25 protein-coding genes, 1 tRNA gene and 4 pseudogenes are annotated in these 23,789 nt (G+C 64.2%); 17 read left to right on the top strand and 13 right to left on the bottom strand.

Features of this window, described 5'->3' with window-relative positions; all coding sequences use genetic code 11:
- Positions 1 to 145: 145 nt before the first annotated feature.
- The 4 genes and pseudogenes from ACUVYZ_RS04130 to ACUVYZ_RS04115 form a co-directional block, all read left to right on the top strand.
- Positions 146 to 260 (top strand): annotated as a pseudogene (locus ACUVYZ_RS04130) (transposase); the annotation flags it as partial.
- Positions 261 to 320: 60 nt separating this feature from the next.
- Positions 321 to 569 carry a hypothetical protein gene (locus ACUVYZ_RS04125; protein WP_439935258.1) on the top strand — a complete coding sequence of 83 codons (249 nt, stop codon included), beginning with the start codon at positions 321 to 323 and terminating at the stop codon, positions 567 to 569.
- Between the two features lie 129 nt (positions 570 to 698).
- Complete coding sequence (locus ACUVYZ_RS04120) at positions 699 to 1,115, top strand: curli assembly protein CsgG (RefSeq protein WP_439935259.1); 417 nt, start codon at positions 699 to 701, stop codon at positions 1,113 to 1,115.
- Positions 1,116 to 1,286: 171 nt separating this feature from the next.
- Complete coding sequence (locus ACUVYZ_RS04115; RefSeq protein ID WP_439935260.1) at positions 1,287 to 1,469, top strand: hypothetical protein; 183 nt, start codon at positions 1,287 to 1,289, stop codon at positions 1,467 to 1,469.
- Between the two features lie 43 nt (positions 1,470 to 1,512).
- Here ACUVYZ_RS04115 and ACUVYZ_RS04110 read toward each other — a convergent pair whose 3' ends face one another.
- Together ACUVYZ_RS04110 and ACUVYZ_RS04105 are read right to left on the bottom strand one after the other, a co-directional pair.
- Positions 1,513 to 1,899, bottom strand: a complete 387-nt coding sequence (locus ACUVYZ_RS04110) for a PepSY domain-containing protein (RefSeq protein WP_439935261.1) — start codon at positions 1,897 to 1,899, stop codon at positions 1,513 to 1,515.
- Positions 1,900 to 2,047: 148 nt separating this feature from the next.
- Positions 2,048 to 2,206 carry a hypothetical protein gene (locus ACUVYZ_RS04105; protein WP_205616990.1) on the bottom strand — a complete coding sequence of 53 codons (159 nt, stop codon included), beginning with the start codon at positions 2,204 to 2,206 and terminating at the stop codon, positions 2,048 to 2,050.
- Positions 2,207 to 2,287: 81 nt separating this feature from the next.
- Here ACUVYZ_RS04105 and ACUVYZ_RS04100 point away from each other — a divergent pair, with 81 nt between their 5' ends.
- The 5 genes from ACUVYZ_RS04100 (at position 2,288) to ACUVYZ_RS04080 (ending at position 5,603) form a co-directional block, all read left to right on the top strand.
- On the top strand, positions 2,288 to 2,971 hold the full coding sequence (locus ACUVYZ_RS04100) for a winged helix-turn-helix domain-containing protein (protein WP_439935262.1): 684 nt from the start codon (positions 2,288 to 2,290) through the stop codon (positions 2,969 to 2,971).
- Positions 2,971 to 4,380 (top strand): HAMP domain-containing sensor histidine kinase, encoded by a 1,410-nt coding sequence (locus tag ACUVYZ_RS04095; RefSeq protein ID WP_439935263.1) that lies wholly within the window; start codon positions 2,971 to 2,973, stop codon positions 4,378 to 4,380. Before ACUVYZ_RS04100 ends, ACUVYZ_RS04095 begins: the two co-directional genes overlap by 1 nt.
- Positions 4,381 to 4,856: 476 nt before the next feature.
- A complete protein-coding gene (locus ACUVYZ_RS04090; protein ID WP_439935264.1) occupies positions 4,857 to 5,147 on the top strand; it encodes a hypothetical protein in 291 nt (96 codons plus the stop codon).
- Between the two features lie 57 nt (positions 5,148 to 5,204).
- Positions 5,205 to 5,297 carry a hypothetical protein gene (locus ACUVYZ_RS04085; RefSeq protein ID WP_446033037.1) on the top strand — a complete coding sequence of 31 codons (93 nt, stop codon included), beginning with the start codon at positions 5,205 to 5,207 and terminating at the stop codon, positions 5,295 to 5,297.
- Positions 5,298 to 5,366: 69 nt separating this feature from the next.
- Entirely contained in the window at positions 5,367 to 5,603 is a 237-nt protein-coding gene (locus ACUVYZ_RS04080; protein ID WP_446033032.1) for a WYL domain-containing protein, read from the top strand.
- Positions 5,604 to 5,742: 139 nt separating this feature from the next.
- Here ACUVYZ_RS04080 and ACUVYZ_RS04075 read toward each other — a convergent pair whose 3' ends face one another.
- On the bottom strand, positions 5,743 to 6,042 hold the full coding sequence (locus tag ACUVYZ_RS04075; protein WP_439935265.1) for an HIRAN domain-containing protein: 300 nt from the start codon (positions 6,040 to 6,042) through the stop codon (positions 5,743 to 5,745).
- A gap of 136 nt (positions 6,043 to 6,178) precedes the next feature.
- Positions 6,179 to 7,525 (bottom strand): sigma-54 interaction domain-containing protein, encoded by a 1,347-nt coding sequence (locus ACUVYZ_RS04070; protein WP_439935266.1) that lies wholly within the window; start codon positions 7,523 to 7,525, stop codon positions 6,179 to 6,181.
- A gap of 220 nt (positions 7,526 to 7,745) precedes the next feature.
- On the opposite strand from ACUVYZ_RS04070, the gene ACUVYZ_RS04065 reads away from it, so the two are divergent.
- The 3 genes from ACUVYZ_RS04065 to ACUVYZ_RS04055 are packed head-to-tail and all read left to right on the top strand — an operon-like array spanning position 7,746 to position 8,839.
- On the top strand, positions 7,746 to 8,075 hold the full coding sequence (locus ACUVYZ_RS04065) for a DUF2173 family protein (RefSeq protein WP_439935267.1): 330 nt from the start codon (positions 7,746 to 7,748) through the stop codon (positions 8,073 to 8,075).
- Between the two features lie 16 nt (positions 8,076 to 8,091).
- Entirely contained in the window at positions 8,092 to 8,421 is a 330-nt protein-coding gene (locus ACUVYZ_RS04060; protein WP_439935268.1) for a DUF2173 family protein, read from the top strand.
- Between the two features lie 46 nt (positions 8,422 to 8,467).
- Positions 8,468 to 8,839: an SCP2 sterol-binding domain-containing protein gene (locus ACUVYZ_RS04055; protein WP_439935269.1), complete on the top strand. Its 372-nt coding sequence runs from the start codon at positions 8,468 to 8,470 to the stop codon at positions 8,837 to 8,839.
- Positions 8,840 to 9,274: 435 nt separating this feature from the next.
- Here the strand turns inward: ACUVYZ_RS04055 and ACUVYZ_RS04050 are convergent, their stop codons facing one another.
- Positions 9,275 to 9,454 (bottom strand): hypothetical protein, encoded by a 180-nt coding sequence (locus ACUVYZ_RS04050; RefSeq protein WP_439935270.1) that lies wholly within the window; start codon positions 9,452 to 9,454, stop codon positions 9,275 to 9,277.
- Positions 9,455 to 9,481: 27 nt separating this feature from the next.
- On the opposite strand from ACUVYZ_RS04050, the pseudogene ACUVYZ_RS04045 reads away from it, so the two are divergent.
- Positions 9,482 to 10,120 (top strand): annotated as a pseudogene (locus ACUVYZ_RS04045) (IS3 family transposase); the annotation flags it as partial.
- A gap of 500 nt (positions 10,121 to 10,620) precedes the next feature.
- Here ACUVYZ_RS04045 and ACUVYZ_RS04040 read toward each other — a convergent pair.
- A pseudogene (locus ACUVYZ_RS04040) lies at positions 10,621 to 10,773 on the bottom strand (helix-turn-helix domain-containing protein); the annotation flags it as partial.
- Positions 10,774 to 10,954: 181 nt separating this feature from the next.
- Complete coding sequence (locus ACUVYZ_RS04035) at positions 10,955 to 12,970, bottom strand: bifunctional DedA family/phosphatase PAP2 family protein (protein WP_439935271.1); 2,016 nt, start codon at positions 12,968 to 12,970, stop codon at positions 10,955 to 10,957.
- 324 nt (positions 12,971 to 13,294) lie between these two features.
- On the opposite strand from ACUVYZ_RS04035, the gene trxC reads away from it, so the two are divergent.
- Together trxC and ACUVYZ_RS04025 are read left to right on the top strand one after the other, a co-directional pair.
- Complete coding sequence (gene trxC / locus ACUVYZ_RS04030; RefSeq protein ID WP_439935272.1) at positions 13,295 to 13,729, top strand: thioredoxin TrxC; 435 nt, start codon at positions 13,295 to 13,297, stop codon at positions 13,727 to 13,729.
- Between the two features lie 63 nt (positions 13,730 to 13,792).
- The gene (locus ACUVYZ_RS04025; protein WP_439935273.1) at positions 13,793 to 14,926 is read left to right on the top strand and encodes a S1C family serine protease; all 1,134 of its coding nucleotides are present in this window, start codon (positions 13,793 to 13,795) and stop codon (positions 14,924 to 14,926) included.
- A 14-nt stretch (positions 14,927 to 14,940) separates the two neighbouring features.
- Here ACUVYZ_RS04025 and ACUVYZ_RS04020 read toward each other — a convergent pair.
- The 4 genes and pseudogenes from ACUVYZ_RS04020 to ACUVYZ_RS04005 form a co-directional block, all read right to left on the bottom strand.
- A pseudogene (locus tag ACUVYZ_RS04020) lies at positions 14,941 to 16,399 on the bottom strand (HD-GYP domain-containing protein).
- Positions 16,400 to 16,588: 189 nt separating this feature from the next.
- A complete protein-coding gene (locus ACUVYZ_RS04015; RefSeq protein ID WP_147801039.1) occupies positions 16,589 to 17,023 on the bottom strand; it encodes a group I truncated hemoglobin in 435 nt (144 codons plus the stop codon).
- A 33-nt stretch (positions 17,024 to 17,056) separates the two neighbouring features.
- Positions 17,057 to 17,956 (bottom strand): DUF3034 family protein, encoded by a 900-nt coding sequence (locus ACUVYZ_RS04010; RefSeq protein WP_439935274.1) that lies wholly within the window; start codon positions 17,954 to 17,956, stop codon positions 17,057 to 17,059.
- Positions 17,957 to 18,245: 289 nt separating this feature from the next.
- Positions 18,246 to 18,428, bottom strand: coding sequence for a hypothetical protein (locus tag ACUVYZ_RS04005; RefSeq protein WP_439935275.1), 183 nt, complete (start codon positions 18,426 to 18,428; stop codon positions 18,246 to 18,248).
- 61 nt (positions 18,429 to 18,489) lie between these two features.
- On the opposite strand from ACUVYZ_RS04005, the gene ACUVYZ_RS04000 reads away from it, so the two are divergent.
- Positions 18,490 to 19,728, top strand: coding sequence for an ISL3 family transposase (locus tag ACUVYZ_RS04000; RefSeq protein ID WP_439935276.1), 1,239 nt, complete (start codon positions 18,490 to 18,492; stop codon positions 19,726 to 19,728).
- A 1,298-nt stretch (positions 19,729 to 21,026) separates the two neighbouring features.
- Here the strand turns inward: ACUVYZ_RS04000 and ACUVYZ_RS03995 are convergent.
- A tRNA-Ala gene (locus ACUVYZ_RS03995) sits at positions 21,027 to 21,102 on the bottom strand.
- 51 nt (positions 21,103 to 21,153) lie between these two features.
- Positions 21,154 to 21,954: a prolipoprotein diacylglyceryl transferase gene (lgt, locus tag ACUVYZ_RS03990; protein ID WP_439935277.1), complete on the bottom strand. Its 801-nt coding sequence runs from the start codon at positions 21,952 to 21,954 to the stop codon at positions 21,154 to 21,156.
- A 118-nt stretch (positions 21,955 to 22,072) separates the two neighbouring features.
- Here lgt and ilvD point away from each other — a divergent pair, with 118 nt between their 5' ends.
- Positions 22,073 to 23,746: a dihydroxy-acid dehydratase gene (ilvD, locus tag ACUVYZ_RS03985; protein ID WP_439935278.1), complete on the top strand. Its 1,674-nt coding sequence runs from the start codon at positions 22,073 to 22,075 to the stop codon at positions 23,744 to 23,746.
- The last annotated feature ends 43 nt before the right edge of the window (positions 23,747 to 23,789 follow it).

Raw genomic sequence — 23,789 nt, 5'->3', positions numbered from 1 at the left:
ATGCTAACCCGGGCGGAGAGAATAGACAAGCGAATGTATGCGTCCACCACCTTTGGCACTGGGGTTGATGCTGGAGGAGGAATGATAGGGGTGGTTTCTGGCCGAGGCGATGGAGGGGGCGCTGGGTGTTGGATAAGAGCGATCTGTGGCAAGTATCTTCCCGAATCCGGATTCCTGTCTCAGGCTGATCTGGCGCTTTGCTTGCCGAGCTGGACGACGAGTGGCTGACCGGCGAGGTCTACCTCACCTTCAACCGATAACCTCGGCGTCATGACACCCGCTACGGAAATTTACAGAAAAGGGGTTGCACAATCCTGTTCATGGACCGCGTAGTCACCGAGGTCGATCTGCCGTGGCTAGACGAGATCGTCCGCCCGAAGAAGCCGCGCAGGGCACCGACCGTGCCGTGCAGGTCCGAGGTCGCGCGTATGCTCGCGGCGATGGAAGGTACGCCTGCGCTGATGGTACGCATGGGGCTTGAGGAGGGTGTGCGGCTGCGCGTAAAGGATGTGGACTTCGAGCGTGGCGAGATTCTGTGCGGGTCGGCAAGGGCGCCAAGGATCGCGTGACGATGCTGCCGCGCCGTCTGGAGCAGCCGCTGCGAGCCCGCGCGACCTGGGAGGGCGATGCGGCGAACCCATGCGGTTTGTACGAGTCGCCCTCGCCCGGGCAATCGAAATTTCAAACGGACGGGCGGTGTGTTGCTTTCGGCCGACTACACCCTCGTGCCCTCGGTCACCTTCGCCGAACCTTCAGGATTTACCTTGAGCACCGGGCTGGGCGGGTTGTTCGGCCGCAGTTCGGACAAGATGGACACCTCCGCCCGAGTCCAGGCCTTGGGGGCGTCGACGACCCTGCTGTTGCTGGACAACGCGAGTGGCGCGCAGATCGTGGCCGCGCAGGGCAGCGCCAAGAACTACAACCTGGGCGCGGGCGTGGGCGTGTTGGGCGGCCTGATTGCCGGCGTTAACGCCTATGCCAATACGCCGCAGGGCAAGATCGTGGCGGCGGCGTTCCTGGATGCCTACAACAAGCTCGTGATCGCCGCCCGGCAATACGCCCCGCAAAAGGCCCAAGGGGCGGTCGGACAAGGCGGCAAACTCAAAGGACCGTAAAGGAGATCGACATGAACAATAGACTCGTGGGAACGCTTTTTTCAGCTTGACCAGCATCCCGAAACGAAAGGCGCGTACAGCCCAGACGGCACCGTTGCAGATTATCTCGCCAGTCAAGGGACCGCCCCCTATCTCGCGGTCGTCGAACGTTACCGACGGTTGCGCGACCGAATGAATGCGGTGCTGCAAGACATCGCGGGCGAAGACGGGGCCGAAGCAGCGATCGCAGCCGATCGCGCAGCCCTTCTCGATGATCTTGCTTCGAGCGATTGGATGGACATCGATACGGTAACCACCCGCTTTTGCGAACGTCACGGCCTGGCCATAGTGCACCCTGCCAGGCGCACTATATGAAGAAGACCGGCCTTACGGCCGGCCCTATTAAAGGCGGCTTGCATCAACGGCGCTCGTTTCGATCCTCGTGGTCGTCATCATCTTCGGCCTCCATGGCGAGGACCTTGGCGTTACCGGCATCGACGGCGACTTCGGTGACGCCTGTGGTGTGCTTGACGTCGATCTGCCAGACCAGGTAACCGTCTTCGTCGTCGAGCTTGGCCTTGACCACCTCGCCCGGCAGGGCGGAGAGCGCGGCCGCTTCGGCTTCCTGTTGCGCGACCTTGGCGTGCTTGGCGAATTCGGCTTGCGATTCGACGCCACGCGGCAGCTTGATGCTGGAGGACTTCACCTCGTCCGGGAAGTCAATCGCGCCAGCGGCAAAAGCCGCGCCAGTGCCCAGGGCGGCGACGAGGCTCAGGGCGGTAAGGGCTTGAGTGCTGCGTTTCATGATGCTTTCCTTTCGTTGAAAGCCGGCGGTATTGCCGTGATGTGAAGATTACGCAGCGGGACTCGCGGCAACCTGACGCCCACATTACCGTTCGGTGAGGTTCAACCCAGTGCGCTGGCGGCTGATTGGGGGCACGGGGCGGTGGTTGTCAGCAGCAGGTCCAGGCTACCCCCGCCACGGCGGCAAAGTCGAGATAACCCCGGTGGGCGGCGTAGCCGGCGAGCAGGAGCAGCGTCTCCCCCTCCAGCAGGCAGCCGAGAAAGACCGCTAGCAGTCCATATCGGCTGATCAGCAGGGCAAGGTCCATGCAGCATGGTCAAAGCATCGAGTGATTGGTATCTTATACATGCCTTGGGCGAAACTGGCCGTTTCTGTCTCATCTTGTCACATGCATCTGCTCATCGTCGAAGACGATCGCGCCGCCGCCGATTATTTGCGTCAGGGCCTGACCGAGGCGGGGCATGTGGTGGACGTGGCCTTCGATGGCGAGAGCGGATTGATGCTGGCGCTGGAGGGCGGGCATGACGTGCTGGTGGTCGATCGCATGCTGCCGCGCCGCGACGGTTTGACCCTCATCCGCATGCTGCGCGCCGGTGGATCGACCACCCCGGTGCTGGTGCTTTCCGCCCTGGGGCAGGTGGATCAGCGCGTCGAGGGCTTGCGCGCCGGTGGCGACGATTATCTGGTCAAGCCCTACGCCTTCAGCGAGCTCCTCGCCCGCGTCGAGGCCCTGGGCCGGCGCGGACATTCGCCCAACGTCGCGGCACCGAGCGTGCTCAGGGTGGCCGATCTGGAGTACGACCTGGAACGGCGGCGCGTCACCCGCGCCGGTCGTCTCATCCGTCTGCAGCCGCGCGAGCTGCGCCTGCTCGAATACCTCATGCGCCGCGCCGGGCGGGTGGTCACTCGCACCATGCTGCTGGAGCAGGTGTGGGACTTGAGCTTCGACCCGCAGACCAACGTGGTGGACAGCCAAATCAGCCGCCTGCGTGCCAAGATCGATCGCGATTTCGACCGCCCCCTGCTGCATACCCTGCGCGGCATCGGCTACCGGCTGGGAGATGAGACCTGATGTGGTCCCGCGCCCGGGCGCTGCTGCGCACCACGGCCTTGCGCATGGCCTTGCGCCATGCCCTGCTGCAAGTGCTGGCGCTGGCGGCCATGCTGGTCGCGCTGTTTGTCGTGCTCGACCGCTATGCCGCGCGCCAGATCGACTCGGCCCTGCTCGGTGAGGCGCGCGCCCTGGCCGCCCTGCCGGCGGAGCACAGAGCCGAGAGCGTGGCTCTCCTGGCACAGTTGCGCGGCGAGGATCACCGGCTACGCCATTACCGCCTTGAGGACGCGACGGGCCACCGCCTGGCGGGCAACCTGCCTCGTTGGCCCGAAGACTTGCCGGCGGATGCCCGGGTGCGTCGGGTGGCACTCGAGTTGCCCCACGAGGCGGGGGAAGATCATGACGCCCGCGCCCGACTGCCCAGTGTCGGACTCGCCCTGCCCGGCGGCGGGCGTCTGCTGGTGGCTCAAGCGCCTGGCGAGATCGAGGATCTGCGCGAGGTGGCCTTCGGCCTGGCGGCGGCCATGCTGGCCCTGGCCGCGCTGCTGGCGTTGACGCTGGGGGTGTTGCTTGGCTGGCGCTGGCTCTCTCGCATCGAGGCGATCAATACCGTGGCTGCCCGCATCGCCGCCGGCGACCTCTCCCAGCGCGTGCAAAGCCGTGGCCAGGGGGACGAATTCGATCTGTTGGCAGGCCATTTGAACGCCATGCTGGCACGCATCGAAGCGGCGGTGGAGGGCATGCGCGAGGTCTCCGACCACGTCGCCCACGACCTGCGCCGGCCGCTGGCGCGCCTCAAGACGCGCATCGAGGTGGCGCTGCGCCAGCCGCGCGACGCCGCCAACTATCGTACCGTCCTGGAAGAGACCTTGCAGGATAGCGAGGAGATCCTGGCCACCTTCGAGTCCCTGCTCACCATCGCTCGTCTGGAAGCAGGCAGTGAACTCGTCGCGGTGCAACCCTTCGATCTGGCCGCCGTGGTGCGGGACGTTGCCGAACTGTATGCCGCCCAGGCCGAAGAGGGCGGCCGCCCGTTCACCCCTCCGGCGGCGCCAGCGACGCCTGTGGCCGGCTCGGCCGCGCTCGTCGCCCAGGCCCTGGCCAATCTGCTCGACAACGCTTTCAAATATACTCCGCCACACAGCCCGATCGAAATCGATCTCGTACGGGCCGATGGCCAGGCCCAGCTCGCCGTCATCGACCACGGCTGCGGCCTGTCCGACGCCGACAAGGCACGGCTCGTCGCGCGCTTCGCGCGAGGCGATGCCGCGCGCAGCCAGCCGGGCAGCGGGCTTGGGTTGCCGCTTGCCGCCGCCGTTGCCCGTGCCCACGGCGGCCGGCTCGTTCTCACCGACACCCCCGGCGGTGGGCTCACCGCCCGGCTCGATCTACCGCTGGTGAAGGAAGAGGCGTCACGTCCGACCTGAGCGATCCGCGCGTGTTGTTCGCCGCCGAGCGCCCCCTGCCCGGGAACCGCGCCGCCGTCGATCTAGCGGGCTTCGGCTTTCTGGTGGAACGCTTTGGCTTGTTGCTGCCCGTTGTGATGGGCACCGGTCCCGAGCCTTGGCACTGGCCATCGGCGCGGTCTTCATCCCGCTCGGCGTGGCAACCGGTGTGCTTTCGCTGGATACTCGATGCGCGGATAGGGCGCAAAATATGTGCTCGCCATCCTTATTCGAAGCTGTATGAACCGCACCGAACGCTTCTACAAAATCGACCAGATGCTGCATGAGCGGCGCGTCGTGCCGACCGAGGTTTTTCTGGAGGAGCTCGCCGTCTCCCGCGCCTCCTTCAAGCGCGACATCGAATACATGCGCGAGCGTTTGCGCGCGCCCATCGTCTGGGATCGCGAAGCGCGCGGTTACCGCTTTGAGACCGGCAAGACGACGGGCCTGCCTATGAGTTGCCGGGGCTGTGGTTTTCCGCCGGCGAACTCCATGCGCTGCTCGCCGCGCAGAAGTTGCTGGCCGACATCGAACCGGGCATTCTCTCTTCCCACGTCGCGCCCTTGCAGGCGCGAGTGGCCGCCCTGCTCGAATCCTCAGGTCATCCGGCCGCCGAGATCGCCCGGCGTGTGCGCCTGCTTTCCGTGGCCAAGCGAAGCGTCGAGCCGCGCTTTTTCGCAGACATTGCAAGCGCGCTCCTGGAGCGCAAGCGCATCGAGATCGACGCCTGGAACCGCAGCCGCGACTAAATCAACACGCGCATCGTCTCGCCGCAGCGGCTTGTGCATTAACGCGACAACTGGTACCTGGATGCCTTTTGCCACTGGCGCCGCGCGCTTCGCAGCTTCGGCCTCGACGCCATCCGGCGGGTGAAAACGCTGCCGCAAAAGGCGAAATAGATCGGCGACGAGACCCTCGACGCCCACTATGCCGCGGCCTACGGCATTTTCGCCGGACGCCCCAAGGCCATGGCCGTGCTGCGCTTTTCGGCAGAGCGCGCCCGCTGGGTGCAGGCGGAGCGATGGCACAAGGAGCAGAAAGCCGAATGGCTGCCCGATGGCAGCTACCGGCTGCGCGTGCCCTACGCCGACGAACGAGAGTTGCTGATGGACACCCTGCGCCACGGGCGGCACGTGGTGATCGAAGCGCCGCCATCCCTGCGGCGGCGGGTGGCGGAGGAAGCCGAAGCACTGGCGCGCCTTTAGCCTCGGACGGTATTGGTTGTTGAGCCACCTGCGCGCAGAATCGAAACGCCACCAGGACGACCGAGTTCTTTTCGGCCTCGATCCATTGCGCGTCGAAGGCGTAATCCCCCTCTTCGCGCCTGGTGGCGCCGAGCCTGCTTTAGTTGGGCATGGCTTGGATGACGAACGCCACCCGCTCCCAAGGCTCGGCCTGCCGATCGATGTTCGCCACGCTTGCGGTCAGCCTTTCACCGGCATCGAGCCGCCGCGCGATCTCTACGTTCTTAGGCCGTGGCACGTAGCCGAGCTTGTGACCTTGCCAGTCGAGGCGCACGGCCGAGCCGACATGGGGATTGTCCGGCTCGCGCACGAGATTGAGCGGCTGGCCCTCGGCCAGGCGGTCTTGCAGCTGCGGCCCCGCGTGATATTGGTAGCCCGCAATCGGGGCGGAAAGCAGCACTTCTGGCGCGGGTGGTGATCTTGGGAAAGAAAGAGCGCCCACTATCCCCAGAAGACGAAGGCGAGAAAGGCGGGCAGATACCAGGTTTGCATGGTCGTGTTCCTGTGCTGGAAGTCGCGAGGGATGGAAGCGCTCGTCAGGCCAATCCCAAGCGGCGCATGCGTCGCCATAGGGTGGTGCGGTCGATCCCCAGCATCTTCGCCGCAGCGGCCTTGTTGCCGTCGCAGCGTTTGAGGGCGAACAAGATCTGGCCGCGCAGGTGGCTGTCGGCATCCTCGCTCTTGGGGACTGCGGCGGGCGCCCCGCCCTGGCCGTGATAGTCGCGAATGTCCTGGGGCAAGCTCTCCGGCTGGATCACCCCACCCACGGCGCAGATCAAGGCGTGCTCTAGGGCATTTTCCAGTTCGCGCACGTTGCCCGGCCAGGGATAGTCGAGAAGCAGGCGCAAGGCCTCGGGCGCGAGCACCGCGCGGGCGTAGCCGCGGGTGTGGAGCCGGTCCAGAAAATGGTCAATAAGCAGGGGAATGTCCGCCTTGCGCGCGCGCAGCGGTGGGATGTGCAGGGTGATCACTGACAGGCGGTAGTAGAGGTCCGCGCGAAATTGCCGCGCCTCCACGGCGTCCTTGAGGTTGCGGTTGGAAGCGGAGACGATGCGCACATCCACCGTCTTGCTACGGTTGGAGCCCACCGGCTCGAAACTTCTTTCCTGCACCGCCTTCAGGAATTTTGCCTGCAAGTGGAGAGGCACCTCACCCACTTCGTCCAGAAACAGCGTGCCATGGTCGGCCGCTGCGAAGCGGCCTGCGCGGTCGCTGGCCGCGCCCGTGAAAGCCCCCTTCACGTGGCCGAAGAACTCGGACTCCAAAAGCTCGGAGGGAATGGCGGCGCAGTTGACTTCCACAAGCGGCTGGGCGGCGCGCGGGCTCAATCGGTGCAATTGGCGCGCAAGCACGTTTTTGCCCGTGCCGGACTCGCCCTGCATCAACACATAGGCCTCTGTGGGCGCGGCCTGGCGCAACTGGCGCAGCACTTCCAGCATGCGCGGATCGCGGGTGATGAAGTTTTGACCCGAGCCGCCCGTTATACCTTCGCGCAGGCGGGCCATTTCCGTCACGTCGCGCAGCAGCACCAGCCGCACTGAACCGCCCCGCTCCCGCTCGATGATGCCGGTACGCAGACAGAAGCAGCGCCGGCCCGAGGGCAGATCTAGCCAGCGTTCCAGTTCCACCACCCCTTTCTGGCGCCGGCTTACCGCGTCGTTGAAACCGTGTTCGATGAGCCCGCGGGTGATGGCGAGCTTGAGATTCAACCCGCCCACGTCGTTGAGGCTGCGGGGCGTCTCACCTACGGGAAGTTCCAACAAATGGCGCAAGGCGTCGTTGACAAAGAGAATCTGCCCCTCCACCGTGGCGAGCAGCACGCCCTGGTCGATGCCTGCCAGCAAGCCCTCCAGAATCTCCTCGTTTTGCAGCAATTCCCGCATGCAGTGATGTTGCGCAACGGCAACGTATTTTTCAACCATTTGATTTACAAGGATATCAATTCTAGATGCAGCAAGTCAGCAACACTTGCTTGCAACATCGGTGCCGCGGTGTGTACATAACCAATTGATTTTATGTGAACTTCATTCCTGGCATGGGCGCTGCTCTTGTCTTGGGCGCAGGGATAATCCCTGTTTCAGTCAAACCCAAGGAGAGTGAACGATGGCAGATCTCATGAAAGCAATGAGCATCCCGGGGGCGTTTGCCGCCGGGGAGTTCTCGCCCACCGGCGAGCTTGTCAACTACGTGGGCAACATCTCGCTGCAGGCGGCGAAGATAGCGGCCCAGATGTGCGCGGCCAACATGCTCATGGCCAAGATGGAAGCCTCGGGCTGGACAGCCTACACGGGTAAGGACGGCTTCGAACCGGCACGCGGCTTCGCCGTCTCCGGACCGGAGAACTCAGCCCTGATCGTGGGCAACGTGGGGGTGTTCGTGAAGAATAAGGACACCGATTTCGACAAAGCCTTCGCCATCCTGGCGTCCCTGTAACGAGAAGGAGATCATCATGGCCGATCTGAACCTGCTTCTCAAAATCAAGGGCGTGTTCGCCGCGGGCACCTTCTCCGACGACGGTAAGCTGACCGGCTACGCCGGCGACATCACCGAGGACGAGGCCGCCATGGCCGCCGCCATGTGCGCCGCCAACATGCACATGGCCCGCATGCAAGCCGATGGCTACACCGCCATGAGCGGAGAATCCGGCTGGACGCCCGCCACGGGTTTTGCCGTAGCCGGTCCCAAGTACGCGGTGTGCGTTATGGGCAACACGGGGGTCTTCGCGCGTGTGGGCGAAGCCTCCTTCAACGAAATCTTTAAGGCGCTTTCCGCGGCCTGATGCCGCATCCGGCCGGCTTTTCCGGCCGGTTTTTTTAGGAGAAACAATGGACGATTTTTTGTCGGCCCACTGGGCCGAACGTTACAAAGAGTTGTGGAACCGCAATGAGGCCTTGGTGGCTGGCCTCAAAGGCTTCAACGCCTTGATCGAATACGGCTGGGAGGATGGATGCCGCCCCAGCGCCTTTATCGAAGTGCTGGATGGCCGCGTTGTTTCCACGGCCTTCAAAGACGCGCCGCGCAAGCCGGATTTCGTGATGAAAGCCAGCGCCGAGAACTGGCAGCGCCTGCGCGATGGATCCCTCTCGGGCCGAGCCGCCCTGCTCACCAAGAAACTCAAGTTCCAGGGTTCCATGATCACCGCCATGAAGTACATGGGCCCCTTCGAACAGAGCATCGCTCTCTTGGGTAAGACCTGAAGCTACGTCGCATGATCGCTTGGTGCCTGGCGTGGCGAAGGCACGAACCGCGGGGCACGGAGTTTTTTGACACGTCTTCGGTTTGAGCCCGGCCCGCTTGGCGCGACCAGGCGCAGCAAGAGATCTATTGATCCGAAACGAATGAACTGGATTCATGCGGCATACCGGACGGGTCTATGCTGGAAATAAGGCATCACCCGTTTGGGCGATTTTTAGCAGCCTGCGCAGATGGCTGATGGTGGCCTTCTTCAGGTCGCCTTTGGCGCGGGCCGGGGCCTTGCTGGACACGACGACCTTGGAGGTCGGCGTTGAGCATCTCATCGGGGCATTACTGTCCAAAATAGCCAAAGCCCGGTGAAGACCCTCTTGAATTGATGCGGGTTTTGGACGGGTGATCGCAGGTTTTCAAGATAATGCCTCGGATGCTGTCCAAGATCAGGCGAAGGTCAAAGTGGCCTGCGGGTTGTCCTGGGGATCGGGCGGGATGGCGAAGGGCTTATCGAGCCAGGCCATCAAATCGCGATGGGTGAACAGATTCATGCGCAGGAGCGCTACGAGGTTGGCCAGGTTCCAACCGAAGCGAGAGGACAGTTGCAAGTAGCGCAGGAGCAGCATCGCGATCAATGCTGTCCAAATTTGGAGATCGATCAGCACGTGAAGCAATACCCGCTGGTCGCGCTGTGCGACACGCTGGAGGTCAGCATCAGCGGCTACCGGGCCTGGAAACGCGGCGGCAGGCCTAATCGGCAGCGGCTGACCGATGACCAGTTACTGGCGCTAATCCGCGCCATCCACGCGCAGTTCAAGGGGGCCTACGGCAGCCCGAGGATAGTCGACGAGGTTCGCGGACGCGGCTTCAAGGCGTCCAAGGAGCGGGTGGGACGACTGATGCGCGAGAACGGCATCCGGGCGCGGCACAAGCGCCGCTACAAGGCCACCACGGACTCGAAACACGACCTGCCGGTGGCAGCGAACCTGTTGGAAAGAAACTTCGCACCGGCAGCGCCGAATCCGGTGTGGACGGCGGACCTGACCTACCTCCGGACGGACGAAGGCTGGCTGTACCTGGCGGTGGTGATCGACCTGTTCAACCGCGAGATCGTCGGCTGGGCGACCAAGCCGCGCATGACGGCGGATATTGTGGTCGATGCGCTGACCATGGCCTGGTTCCGCAGGAAGCCTGCGCCTGGTCTGATCCACCACTCGAACCGGGGCGGCCAGTACGCGAGCCATGCGTTCCAGGCCAGGCTCGCCGAGTACGGCAATTCGGTTCCGTTGTCGGAGAGCAGGGTTTGGGGCTGTTGCGGCATGAGCGACAGTCCGAGTGTCAAGGCGCGCGCGGTGTGACGGGCGTGCTTGGAGGAGGTGGCCCACGCGAAGGCGAAGTGGGAGACGGGGCCGATGAAGGTCGCGAGGTAGCGACGCAAGCCATCGCGGATGCGCTCGATGGTGTCAACGGCCAACACTTCCAGAGGCTTAGCCCAGACCCTCTTGGGCTTTCTGGGTTTGACGGGTCGTCGCAGGGGTGAGCGATGGCCCCGGCTGTCCAGCCTGGTGGGTGCGTGGCGCATCCTGTCCGGGGCGCGCTGGATGATCCTGCCGAGGGTGGACACCGACGGCAGCCTCATGCGCCTTTCCTCGCACCAGGGGGCAAGCAGGACGTGGAGCTTTTCCTTGCCGAGGTTGGGATGAAGGCGGCGCAGCCGTCTGATCTCGGCCACCAGCCGCGCATCGGTCTTGGGGGCTCTGAGCCTTTTGGGCGCGCAGGACTTCGCCGCCAGCGCCGCCGGATCGAACCCGGCCTCGCGCAGGGCCTGCTTCCACCGATAAAGCGTCCTTCGGCAAACCCCGAAGGCATCCCGGGTGGCTTGCAGGCCGTGTTTGTCCCAGAAGCGCAGGATTTGGAGTCTTCGTTGGGCATCTTGGGGGGTCATCTCCCAAAGATGCCCGAGCTTCGCTACCCGGTAAAACCCCCGGATTCCGTATCCAATTCCCTGAACTTGCATGGCCCTCCTCCAAACTCGAAGGAGTGCCAAAGGTTTCTGAACTTATGCATCGCGGGGGGCTACGCTGGCGCAGCGTCTGGGCATTGAGAAAGTTACCCGGTGAACAAGTTCATGGCTGGGCCAGGATGGTTCGCCCGTTGCAAGTGCCTGCGTCAGCGCCTCGCGCGCTCCCCACAGCCTGGGCCTTCGGCAGGGGCAGGAGCAGCGCATCGCCGTCACAGGCCGCGCGCTTTGACCGCAGGGGGATCGAGAGTTGCCCCCAAGGATGCTGGACCTCCTCGAATACGATGGAAGCGAGCAGCAGGGTCGACCGACTGCCGTCGGGTTCGCGGATTCCTTGCGGCCACGCCCGCAAGACGAAGCGTCCGGCCCCGCCCGCCCACTGCCCAGCCCGGATCAAGGTGACGGCGGGTCGATGCCCGTCGTGGAACACGGGGACAACGGGCAGCGCCGTTGCGGCCGTGCTCGCCTCGACGAAACCGTTCAGTGTCTCCAGCGACCAGGGCGGCGGTTGTACCCAGCCGTGGCCCTCAAGCTGGGCGGCCAGGGACGCGCCGCTTCCCCGCCATTGCAATAGAAACGGTTCCTCGGCCTCCCCGGCGATGTCGATGCGCGCGGAGGGAAGCTCTCTCCAGCCGCCCTCCCGCCAGGCTGAAGTCAATGTCACGGGTTGAGGGGGCCGCCGGGCGTAGGCCGCCAGGCCGGCTTCGAAGTTGCGAACGACATGCCAGGCGCCCACGAGGACGAAGGCGGTCCCGCACGCGGCGAGCAACCCGAGGACGGCCCGGGAAGGCAGGCCGGTGTCCCGAAAAACCAGCGCGAACGCGGCGGTGACGCCGGCGCCGAAGACCAAGCCGGCGGCGACGTCGGAAGGCCCGTGCGCTGCCAGGTAGACGCGGGAAAACGCGATCGCCGCGATCAAGCCGGCAAGGGTGGCGAGCACGAGCTTCCTGCCGATGCCCTTCAGGCCGCGCGCGAAAAGCCAGCCGAGGGCACCATACAAGGCCGCTGCCAGGGTCGCGTGCCCGCTCGGAAAAGAAAAAGCGCTCGCCCCCCGGGCGAAGTCGATCGGCCGCACCGCGTCGATGACCCACTTCATGCCCTGGACAAAGACCACTGAACTCAGCACAACGACGAGCAGCCCGGCCGCAAGGCGGCCCCGCCGATGAGCCAGCAAGACGGCGGAGGCGACGACGGCGACCGAAGCGGTGACGGAGCTGTCTCCGAGCAGGGTGACGGCGACCATGACCGCATCGGTCCACACCGTCCGCAGCGCTTGCACGAACTGACTGAAAGCGTGGTCAAAGCGGACGAGGGCTCCCCCGCTGACGACACCCTCGAAGAGGGCCGCCAATCCAACGACTGAGCCGATGAGGACCGCCGTCAGAAGGACGAGCAGACGGAAATCGGCATGATCCGCGGAGACCAGCCAAAAGATCGCGCCTGCGGGCCTGCCCCGGCGCGCATCGGCCCACCGTGCCACGGCCGACTGGGCGCGGGGCAAGTAACGCAGGCTCACCGCCACTAGAAATTTCGCGAGCCACACGAGCAGCAAGGCCAACACCGCCAGACCCACCAGGACGATGACGAGGCGTTTGCTGACGAGGCCCAGCCCGCCCAGCGCTGCGCCGGCGAGCACGCCGGGGAGAATGTGCGCCGGGGCCCAAAGCAAAGCCGATGCGATGTTCGCGACATAGAACCGGAGCGGGCGCATGCCCAGGATCCCGGCGACGACGGGCACGATCGCCCGCATCACCGGCACGAAGCGACCGACCACCACGCTGAGCGCGCCGTAGCGTAGGAAAAAGGCCTCGCCCCGGTCGATCAATTCGGGCCGCCGGGAAAACGGCCACCGCTGGCGGATGCTCTCCTTGTAGGCGTGGCCGATCCAGTAGGAGATCCCGTCGCCCACAACCGCACCGGCAACCGCCCAGGCAAGGATCGGCCAGAGCTCGAGGTGCCCGTATCCGACCAGCGCCCCGATACCGATCAGGATCGTGGTGCCGGGCACCAGCGAGCCGACGATGGCGATCGCTTCCGCTGCCGCCGTCAGAAAGGTGATCAAGCCCGCCAGATGCGGATGCAGGCTGACGAAATCGAGAAAACTTTGGATGTCACCGGTCATGTCACGCTCGACGACTCAGTTTGAACGGTCCGGTCGAGCTTGGACGCTGGCTTCGCGCGAGGGCTCCACGCTCCAGGTCTTCGGTACTCCGGCTTCGTACGAGACGGAATACGGCCATCGGGATTCGGGTCACGTGACGTCCACCGTTTGCCCAAACTTATAGGCTCCCCAGCCGAAAGGCAAATCGCCGCTTTCCGGCCTTGGCAGTCGGTTGCGGCCTTTTCTGCCCCGATTCGCACAATCGTCTCCGTGCCCCGCCCACCCTCTTGGCAGCCGGTAGCGCCGGCCCCATATCATGAGCATTCAGGCACTCAAGGAGCATTCATGAACGATTCGCTACATCTCGTCTGCCCCCACTGCCATGCGGTCAACCGCGTGCCCGCGGCCCGGCTGGCGGAGCGCCCGAACTGCGGTCAATGCCACCAGCCGCTGTTCACCGGTCAGCCGGTGGAGCTGACCGCTGCCCACTTCGCCCAGCACATCACGCGCAGCGATATCCCCGTCCTGGTGGATTTCTGGGCACCTTGGTGCGGCCCGTGCCGGATGATGGCACCCCACTTCGCCCAGGCCGCCAAACTGCTGGAGCCCCACGTGCGCCTGGCCAAGGTGAACACGGAGGAAGAACAAGCGCTGAGTGCTCAATACCACATCCGTAGCATCCCGACGCTGGCCCTGTTCAAGGGCGGGGACGAAGTCGCCCGGCAGGCCGGCGCCATGGGAGCGGCAGATATCGTGCGCTGGGTCCAGGCGCAGCGCTGATCCAGACAAAATCACCGCCGGGCGGCCCCTGCTTCCGGCCCCAGCCCAAGAGGAGTGACCGACATGCGCCCAAGTCGAAACCCGTTTCTCTACGGCTTTCTTCTCCTGACGGTTGCCGCAGCCGCCCTGCTGTTCGTATGGCAGGCGCTGCCCTGGATTGAGCAGGCCTTTTGGGGTGTCCAGGCGAGCCCCCGGGTGGTGACGCCCCGAGGGGACCTCGCGGCCGACGAAAAAGCCACCATCGAGCTGTTCGAGAAGACCAAGGATTCGGTCGTCTACATCACCACCCGCGAGCGGGTGGTGGATCTGTGGACGCGCAATATTTTCACCATCCCCCGGGGCACGGGCTCGGGCTTCATCTGGGACGAGAAGGGTCACGTGGTGACCAACTACCACGTGATCGCCGGAGCGTCGGAAGCCCGCGTGCGCCTGAGCGACGGCCGCGACTACGGCGCTGCGCTCGTGGGCGCAAGCCCTGCCCACGATCTGGCGGTGCTGCGCATCGGCGTCGGCCCTAACCGGCCGCCGCCGGTACCCCTGGGAACCAGCCACGACCTCAAGGTCGGGCAGAAGGTGTTCGCCATCGGCAACCCCTTCGGCCTGGACTGGACGCTCACCACGGGCATCGTTTCCGCCCTGGACCGGTCGCTACCCGCGGAGGACGGCCAGAGCCTCATCGAGCACCTGATCCAGACCGATGCCGCGATCAACCCCGGCAACTCGGGCGGCCCCTTGTTGGATTCCGCCGGTCGGCTCATCGGCGTCAACACCGCCATCTACAGTCCCTCCGGGGCCTTCGCTGGCGTGGGCTTTGCTGTCCCGGTGGACACCGTCAACCGGGTGGTGCCCCAGCTCATCGCCCGCGGCAGGTACGTGCGACCCGCTCTGGGCATCGAGGTGGACGAGGGACTCAACCGCGTCATTACCCAACGCCTCGGCGTGGAAGGCGTGCTGGTGCTCAAGGTGAACCCCGGCTCCGCGGCGGAGGCGGCGGGGCTGAGAGGCGCAAGGATGGAGCCCGATGGCCGCTTCGTGCCGGGCGACATCATCACCGGCATCAACGACCAGCCCGTGGACAGCGTGGCGAGACTCCTCGCCCGGCTGGATGACTTCCAGATCGGCGACACGGTCAAATTGAACCTGCTGCGCGAAGGTCGCAAGATCGATGTGAACGTCACCCTGCAGGCGGGAAGCTGAGCGTCAACAGCAAATCAAACGAGCCCCGGATTCTCACCGCTCGAAAGTGGTCTGTCCGTCCGGTCCCCTGCTCGCCTGGTGCTCTGGCTGGATCGCTTTGCACCCAGCTGGATTTCCTGGATGCCTTCCATCAGCGCGTTGTAGCAGCAAGCGTCTAGCGCCGTGCCGACCATGCGGCCCATGATTTCCGCGGCCTCTGGGACCGGGACCGGACCACGGTAGGGCCGCGGGGCGGTGAGGGCATCAAAGATGTCGCTGATGGTGATGATGCGGGTCTCCAGCGTCAGCTCGCTGGCCACCAGGCCTTTCGGATACCCCTTGCCATCCAAGCGTTCGTGATGGGCGCCAGCGATGATGGCGAGTTCCCGGAAAGGTGAAATGCGCGCCAGGATCTCTTCCGTATAGGTGGGGTGCCGGCGGACCTCTTTGCCATTCCTCTGGGGTCAGTGAGCCTTCTTTGTCGAGAATGGAATTGCTCACGCCGAGTTTACCGAGATCGTGGAGCAGAGCACCACGTTTGAGCCAGCGGCGGCGCGAATCCTCGACGCCCATCTTGGTGGCAATGATGTCCGCGTACAGGGCAACCCGTTTACTGTGGCCAGCAGTCCAAGGACTCTTCGCGTCCACCACCTGGCCGAAAGCCTCGGCGATTTCATCAAGTAGGTCGTCGTCAACCATGAGGAACCGGCCTTCCGGTTCCAGTTCCTGCACCAACCGATCCAAATGGTCGACCTTCAGTGATTCCCAGAATACATCGTCGGAAAACAGGCCGGAGGCTACCTCCACCAGTGCTGGATCGAACCAGGTACCGCTGCGATTGCGCAACTCTCGAAGCGCGGCGTTGCGCCCGCCGATTTGATGAAACACATCGATCACCTGCGCCATGAGCGCGATGCGCGCATGGATGGGAATCTCTTCTCCCTTAAGACCCTGCGGCTTGCCGCGGCCGTTCCAGTGTTCGTCAAGAGCGTAAATGCCAGTGGCCACGGCTTCGCCGAAACCCAAGCGCCGGGCAATGTCGGCACCCCGCTCACAGCGGGTCTGGATCAACTCGGTGGCTAGTTTCTCGCCTTCACGGGCGAGCCGCAGCACCCGCTTGAAGCGGTCGGCCAGAGACCCTTTCACGCCGGCATGGTTGAGCACAAATTGCACCAGTTGCACGAGGCTGTCCGTATCCACCGATTTGAAGTCGCGCTTGGTGATGCGGTCGTCCTGGCCATAGAGCTCGCACAGCCGTGCCGCATTGCTGCTGCAGCCAACATCCTTGAGCAACAGTGTGTAGTAAAGATCCCACAAGGTCGCCGGGTCCATCCCGATCCGCTGGCCAATGTGGAAACCGATCCAGCAGCAACGGATGCAGTGTCCCGCGGGCTGGCCCTCAGTAAGGTCGAGCGCGTAAGTGAGGGCGGAAATTATTTCTGCAAGCGCGAAATCGGTTTGCGCCTTGGATTGGATTTGCTGGGCTGCGTTCATCGGATTTTCGAGTATCGGGACTGGAAGTGGGTCACTGGCACCATCGTGGATACCATCCTCATCAACGTCCCGTTTTCGGCCAGGAACAAAGGTCAGAATCGACGAAGCGCAACACTCGAAGAACAAAACCAAGTCGAAGGCACGGAGTGAGGTAGAGCCTCTGATTCGCGAAATCAAGCACCCGTCAACTTATCGGGTGATGACGTCGCGATGCATCGGTGCTAGCTTGGCGAGCAGCTTGTTTTGGGCGCGGAAAGGCACCTGGTGTTTATCCATGGCGATTTGCAGGTTTTCCACCAAGGCGTTGAAATGCTCCTGGCGGATGGCGAGATGGGCGTGGGCCTGCTTCATGTCCAGGCCGCCGTACTTGCAGGGCCCGCCCAGGAGCTCGCAAAACTGCTCCACCAGCTGCGCCTTGATCCGCTCTTGGTTCGCCTTCTCGAAAAAAGGCCGGGTGCGAGGATCGGCGAGCAGGTTGTTCATGAAATCGTCCATGATGCGCACGAGCCCCGGCCTCTCGCCGAAATCCTTGTAGAGCGCATCGTCGGCCGATGCCAGGCTACTGCAGCCGAAGACCAACAAGATGAGGACGATCCATCGACGCGAACAGCGGCTGAAGGACATTTCGGACTCTCCTTTGAGCGGGATGCGAGGGCTTTAGAAACCGATTTGAAGGGACAGATAAAGGCCCTTCTGGTCGTCTCGGATCACCACGTTGCCCAGATTGACATAAGCAGCGGTGAGCGACACGTTCTTGGTGGGCGCCCAGGCGACGAAGACGTCCCACCAGTCGTCTTCCTTGGCAATGCCAAGATTGTTCGGCTTGGAGCGATACTCGGCGCCGACCGCCAGGTCGCGGCGCAGTAGCAGCGCCGCGGACCCTTCGAACTGGGGCTTGTAGCGGTCCTCCTTGTCGCCGCCGAAACCCAGGATGCCGAGCTGATTCGCCTTGGTGGCGCGCAGCGTGCCGTTGAGCAACAGGCTCTGATCCAGAAAGAGCTTGGTCGCCGCGATGTAGAAGTCGGTGCCGGAATCGCGCTTCGCTCCCACGGCCCGCACGATTTCGCCCTGATCGTTCTTCTTGTACTGCGCGCCGACGGCAATCTGCGGCAGCCAAGTATCCTGCTCGAGCACCGCGTCTCCCGCGACCTTGACCTTCAGGCCGTAGACATCCACATGGAATTTAAAGCCATCGCCCAGCCCCAGGGCACCGCCGACCGCCCGCGTGTCGAAGCTTTGCCGGGCGTAGGAAAGCTCGACACGATCGTAGAGGCCCACCAGGACACCGGCGGCTTGGAAGCGGTAGTCGCCCGTTCGGGCATGGGTAAAAAAAGCGTTGGCCCCGAGCTGGTCGCGGGTACCGTAGCCGCCGATGACTGCCCAGGGCGTCAGCCCGCCCCCGGCCGCACCCTCGATTTGGGTCACACCTCCGGTCAGCAGCAGTTTGCCGCCACTACCTAACGAGAGGCTATCGGCGTGGACCGCGCCCGCCCACACCATGGCACCGCTCACAATGACCGCCCAGGTACGGCGGGGTTTGCTTCCTTGATCGGGCATGGGAACCTCCCCTTCGCGCTTTCGTCGTTGCAGGGCCCAGAGGGCTTCCCTGCCAGCGCAGCACTCAAGGGAGACACTGAACCGTCAGCCCCGGCGCCATCGCTTGGCATTAACCACAGTACGTTTTAGCGCCCCATTTGGATTCAAGGAGGCTGGCCACGGGGGTTCGACTTCACGCCAGAAAGCTGCCGCGGCGCCGAGGTCGAGGAGCGAGCGGTGGTTGCCCGCCCCAGGCAGCGCTTCGGGAGACTTCAGATCACTAACAGCGGCCGCGTCGATCAGTTCCGGCTCACGAGCGGGATCGAATGGGCCGTTTCGGATGCAGTTCCGACCGCGACCCCGGGCCGCCGCCGTGGAACAAGATCGCCGCCAGCGCCAGCGCGCTGAATGCCGCCCCGACGATGAAGGTCTGTGCTGCGCCGAAGCGATCCCACAGGAACCCCGCCAGGGCGCTGGCGGCGAGCATCGCCACACCGCTCACCAGATTGAAAGGCTCTTCCCCTGATCGAGTGGGTAGCTTAGCCTGTTGAGCCATGAGAGACATAGAGCTGTACGCCCAGATTCTTGGATTGCGGTCGCCGTGGAAGGTGGCCGAGGTGCAGTTGCTGAGCGAAGCCGAGGAGGTTCGGGTTCACGTCGTGCCGGAGCCTGGCGCGACGTGGACGTGTCCGTACTGTGGTCGGCCAAGCCCCGGCTATGACAGCCGGCGGCGCCGATGGCGGCATCTGGATACCTGCCAGTACAAGACGGTGCTGGAGGCGGACGTGCCGCGGGTGCGGTGTGCGGAGCACGGCGTGGTGACGGTGTCTGTGCCGTGGGCCGAGCCGGGTTCGGGCTTCACGGCTTTGTTCGAGGCGCTGATCATCGACTGGCTGAAAGAGGCGAGTACCCAGGCGGTGGCGCGGCAATTGAAACTGAGCTGGCATGCCATCGACAGGGTGATGCAACGCGCAGTGAAACGGGGCATGGCCCGGCGCAAGGTGAGTTCGCCTCAGTATCCGAGTGTGGACGAGACGGCTTTTGCCCGGCGCCATGAATACGTGACGGTGGTGACCGACCAGGAGCGTGGTGTGGTGCTGCACGTGGCGGATGAGCGCAAGACGGAGAGCCTGGCGGCGTACTACGCCGAGCTGAGCGATGAGCAGAAGGCCCGTATCCAGGCGGTGGCGATGGACATGTGGCCGGCCTATATCCGCGCCACCGAGGCGCACATTCCGCAGGCCGAAGAGAAGATCGCCTTCGATAAGTTTCATGTCGCAAAGTATCTGAGCGAGGCGGTGGACAAGGTGCGTCGACAGGAGCATCGCGGCCTGCTGGCCGTGGGCGAAGACTGCCTCAAGGGCAGCAAATATGACTGGCTCACCAATCCGGCCAATAGGACGTGCGCGCAGCAGAATCGGTTTCGTGCATTGCGCGACAGTAGCCTGAAGACGGCGCGTGCCTGGGCCATCAAGGAATTTGCCATGGGCCTGTGGCACTACAACAGCCGCACCTGGGCCGCCAAAGGCTGGGCGCGCTGGCTGGCCTGGGCGGTGCGCAGCCGGCTGGAACCGGTAAAAAGAACGGCTGCGACCATCAAGAAACATCTGTGGGGCATCATCAACGCCGTCGTTTTGAAGGTGCACAACGGCCATGCCGAGAGCATCAACAGCCCCATCCAGCGCATAAAGAGCCGGGCGCTGGGCTTTCGCAATCGAGAGCGCTTCCGCAATGCCATCTACTTTCATCTCGGCGGCCTCGACCTATACCCGGCTCGGGTCGGAAATTGGTGATTCAACCCACTCGATTTGCTGAAGACCCAATATGTCGAGCGGGCACGCACCAATAGCATGTCGGGCAGTAATCGGTGCGCCATAACGGAGTAAAATGCATTTGAGAGGCAAATCCACATGCTAGATCCTCGGTCAAAGGAATTCGAGGAGCGGTTTCGGGCGCGATACGAGGCGTTGGTGCCTGTGCCGGCGTTTCCTGGTGAGCGCACCTGGCTCGATAGGGTGTGCACTTGGGAAGAATTCCGTGATCGCGGTCATTATGTCGCTACGATGCTGCGCCATAAGCTGCGCGAAGGGGCAGAAGACTGGGAGAGAGAAGAAATCGCTGCGGCCCCAGAGCTCGCGCGCCTGGTCCTCGAGGCATTCCCGGACTCATAATTTTCTCGCCGGGTAATCGCCCCCGATGACGAGGTACCCTGTTTCCGACGGCATCAAATACCGTTACCGTTCACCTTGCCAGTAAGCCTTGAGTACACGAGAAACGGGCACTCCGAGCTCTATGCGGTAGGGCCTGCTGAACGGCGCATCCAGGGCAAATAAGGCTACCGCATTAGGCGTGAATCTTCGCCTCGCGTGCTGCGCAGCGTATTCCGCCCTATCCATACCATACCGCAAGGCGATATCCTTCCAGCCATGGATGCAGCGCAGGCAGTACTGGTGTAAGGCATCCTCGATGTCCAAAAACCGGTATAGCTTGTCCAGGCTTGGCCGGTAGCCCGGAGGGTGCGCCGCACGTGCTCTGTGACCCGCTCGGCAATCCCAGTCGCCACTCCATGATAGTTGATTGCCGCGCTAAGCGATCAGTAGCTCTTGATTAATGCCGCAGCCGGTGCACTGCTCGACCTAACCCATCCTCGGCTTCTACCACCGATCATGATCCGCGCCGACTACGGCGCCCAGACGTCCAGCTCTTCGTCGAGCAGCCGCTCAATGCTTGGGCAGCAGATTTTGCTTGACGTTCTCCCCGCGCCGCGCACCGCCGACAGCGCAAATTACATCAACCGATTACCAGATCGCGCATTTGCACACCTTGCCGCACGCAACTTCTCTCCCCGGTCGCCCTCGCCCGGGCAATCTCACTTTCATACCCCGGCCCGTGGACCCGCATGAATACGGGCCATCGTGCGAAGGGCGCCCTTCGCAGAAACGGAGAACAGAGAGGAAAATGAGGCCCAAACCCGGCCAGACGGGGGGTTCGCCGCCTCGCGCGCCCTTCGCAGGTTTTGCCAAACCCTCGCGAAAACTCGCGTTTTTCTCGGGCGCAAAAAAGCCCGGAGAACGTCCGGGCTCGGGAATCTTGGTGGAGCGGAGGAGGATCGAACTCCCGACCTTCGCATTGCGAACGCGACGCTCTCCCAGCTGAGCTACCGCCCCACGGAGGGGCAACATGATACCGGCAAACGCCGCAGGCGTAAATCGCGGTATCTACGGGCGTTTAGCAGAAGCCCCGCGTCCCCGGTACGCCCAGACCCACAGGGCCACGCCCGCCAGGATCATGGGCACGGACAGCCACTGGCCCATGGTGAGCCCTAAGGCCAGGAAACCCAGGAAGGCGTCGGGCTCCCGGGCAAATTCCACGAGGAAGCGGAAGACGCCGTAGCCTATCAGGAACACCGCCGACACCGCGCCCATCGGCCGCGGTTTGGCCGAGAACCACCAGAGCAGGGCGAATAGGGCAACCCCCTCTAAGGCAAACTCGTAGAGCTGGGAGGGATGCCGGGGAGTCGCATCCACTTGGGGGAAAACCATGGCCCAGGGCACCTCGGTGGGTCGGCCCCACAGCTCCCCGTTGATGAAGTTGCCGATGCGGCCTGCCCCCAGCCCAATGGGCACCAGGGGAGCGACGAAGTCGGTGACGGCGAGCCAGGCAAGCTCGTGACGCCGGGCAAACAGCCAGAGGGCGAAAATCACCCCCAGAAAGCCGCCGTGGAAGGACATGCCCCCTTCCCACAAATAAAGGATGCGCCAGGGCTCGGCGAAATATTCCGCAGGCTTGTAGAAGAGCACGTAGCCCAACCGGCCGCCGAGGATGACGCCCAGCACCGCATAGAAAAGCAGATCGTCCACCGTGCGGGCAGTGAAGCCCAGCTCCGGCCGGGTGCGCGCACGGACCTTGCCGAGCCAAAGCCCTCCGAGAAACCCCACCAGGTACATGAGCCCGTACCAGCGCACGGCGAGCGGCCCGAGCTGGAAGGCCACGGGATCGAACTGGGGATGGACGAGCACGGGGGGGTCGGCGCGGCGTTTGGGCTAAAATTCAAGTTTACCTTGTCGCCGGGACCTCCATAAAGCTTCTTCGCACCGCGTTTTGCGCCCGGCGGCCGACTAAGAAGGAGACCGCACCGTGCCCAACAATCTGCGCAGCCGAATCATCACCCAAGGTGTCGAGCGCAGCCCCAACCGGGCCATGCTCCGGGCCGTGGGCTTCCGCGACGAAGACTTCGACAAGCCCATCGTGGGCATCGCCAACGGCCATAGCACCATGAACCCGTGCAACGCCGGCCTGCAGCCGCTCGCGCTGCGGGCGGAGGCAGCGCTCAAGGAGGCGGGGGCCATGCCCCAGATGTTCGGCGTGCCCACGGTGACCGACGGTATCTCCATGGGCACCGAGGGCATGAAGTACTCGCTCGTCTCCCGCGAGGTGATCGCCGACGCGATCGAGACCGCGGTGCAGAGCCAGTTCATGGACGGGGTGCTGGTGCTGGGCGCCTGCGACAAGAACATGCCGGGAGGCATGATGGCGATCCTGCGCATGAACGTGCCGGCCGTCTATTGCTACGGCGGCACCATCAAGCCCGGCAAGTGGAAGGGACAGGATCTCACCATCGTCTCCGCCTTCGAAGCGGTGGGCGCCTACACCCACGGCAAGATGTCAGAGGAGGACTTCGTCGGCGTGGAGAAGAACGCCTGTCCCACCTTCGGCGCCTGCGGGGGCATGTACACGGCCAACACCATGTCCAGCGCCTTCGAGGCCCTGGGCATGAGCCTGCCCTACTCCTCCACCATGGCCAACCCCGACCCCGAAAAGGCCGACAGCGTGGCCGAGTCGGCCCGGGTGCTGGTGGAGGCGATCAAGAAGCAGATCCTGCCGCGGCAAATCGTGACCCGCGAATCGATCGAGAACGCGGTCGCCCTCATCATGGCGGTGGGCGGCTCCACCAACGCGGTGCTGCACTTCCTCGCCATCGCCCACGCAGCCGAGGTGGAGTGGACCCTGGACGACTTCGAGCGGGTGCGCCAGAAAGTGCCGGTGCTGTGCGACCTGAAGCCCTCCGGCCGCTACGTCACGACCCAGTTCCACCAGGCAGGCGGCGTGCCCCAGGTGCTGAAGATGCTGCTCAACGCGGGGCTCCTGCACGGCGACTGCCTCACCGTCACCGGCAAGACCCTCGGTGAGCTGCTGGAGGGCGTGCCGGACCGGCCGCCCACGGGGCAGGACGTGATCCGGCCCTTCGACAACCCCCTCTATCCCCAGGGGCATCTTGCGATCCTCAAGGGAAATCTCGCCACCGAGGGGTGCGTGGCCAAAATCACCGGCCTCAAAAAAACCTCCATCACCGGCCCGGCCCGGGTCTTCGATTCCGAGCCCGAGGCCATGGCCGCCATCGTCGGCGGCAGGATCCGGCCGGGGGACGTGATCGTGATCCGCTACGAGGGGCCCAAGGGGGGACCCGGCATGCGGGAGATGCTCTCCCCCACCTCCGCCCTCATCGGGGCGGGCTTGGGCGAGTCGGTGGGACTGATTACCGACGGGCGATTCTCCGGCGGCACCTGGGGCATGGTGGTGGGCCACGTGGCGCCCGAGGCGGCGGTGGGCGGCACCATCGCCCTCGTGAAAGAAGGCGACTCCGTCACCATCGACGCGGAGAAGCGGCTCGTCCAACTCAACGTGCCCGACGACGAGCTCGAGCGGCGCCGCCAAGCCTGGCAGCCCCCCAAGCCCCGCTATACCCGGGGCGTGCTGGCCAAATACGCAAGGCTGGTGTCTTCCGCCAGCCGGGGCGCCGTGACGGATTGATTGACGCCTTCCCGAGAGCTCTTCTATGCTGCCGAGACCGCGC

Source organism: Pelomicrobium sp. P1 (genome assembly GCF_052805615.1).
Note: the sequence above shows the minus strand (reverse complement) of the source record. Positions and strands in the feature narration are given on the sequence as shown.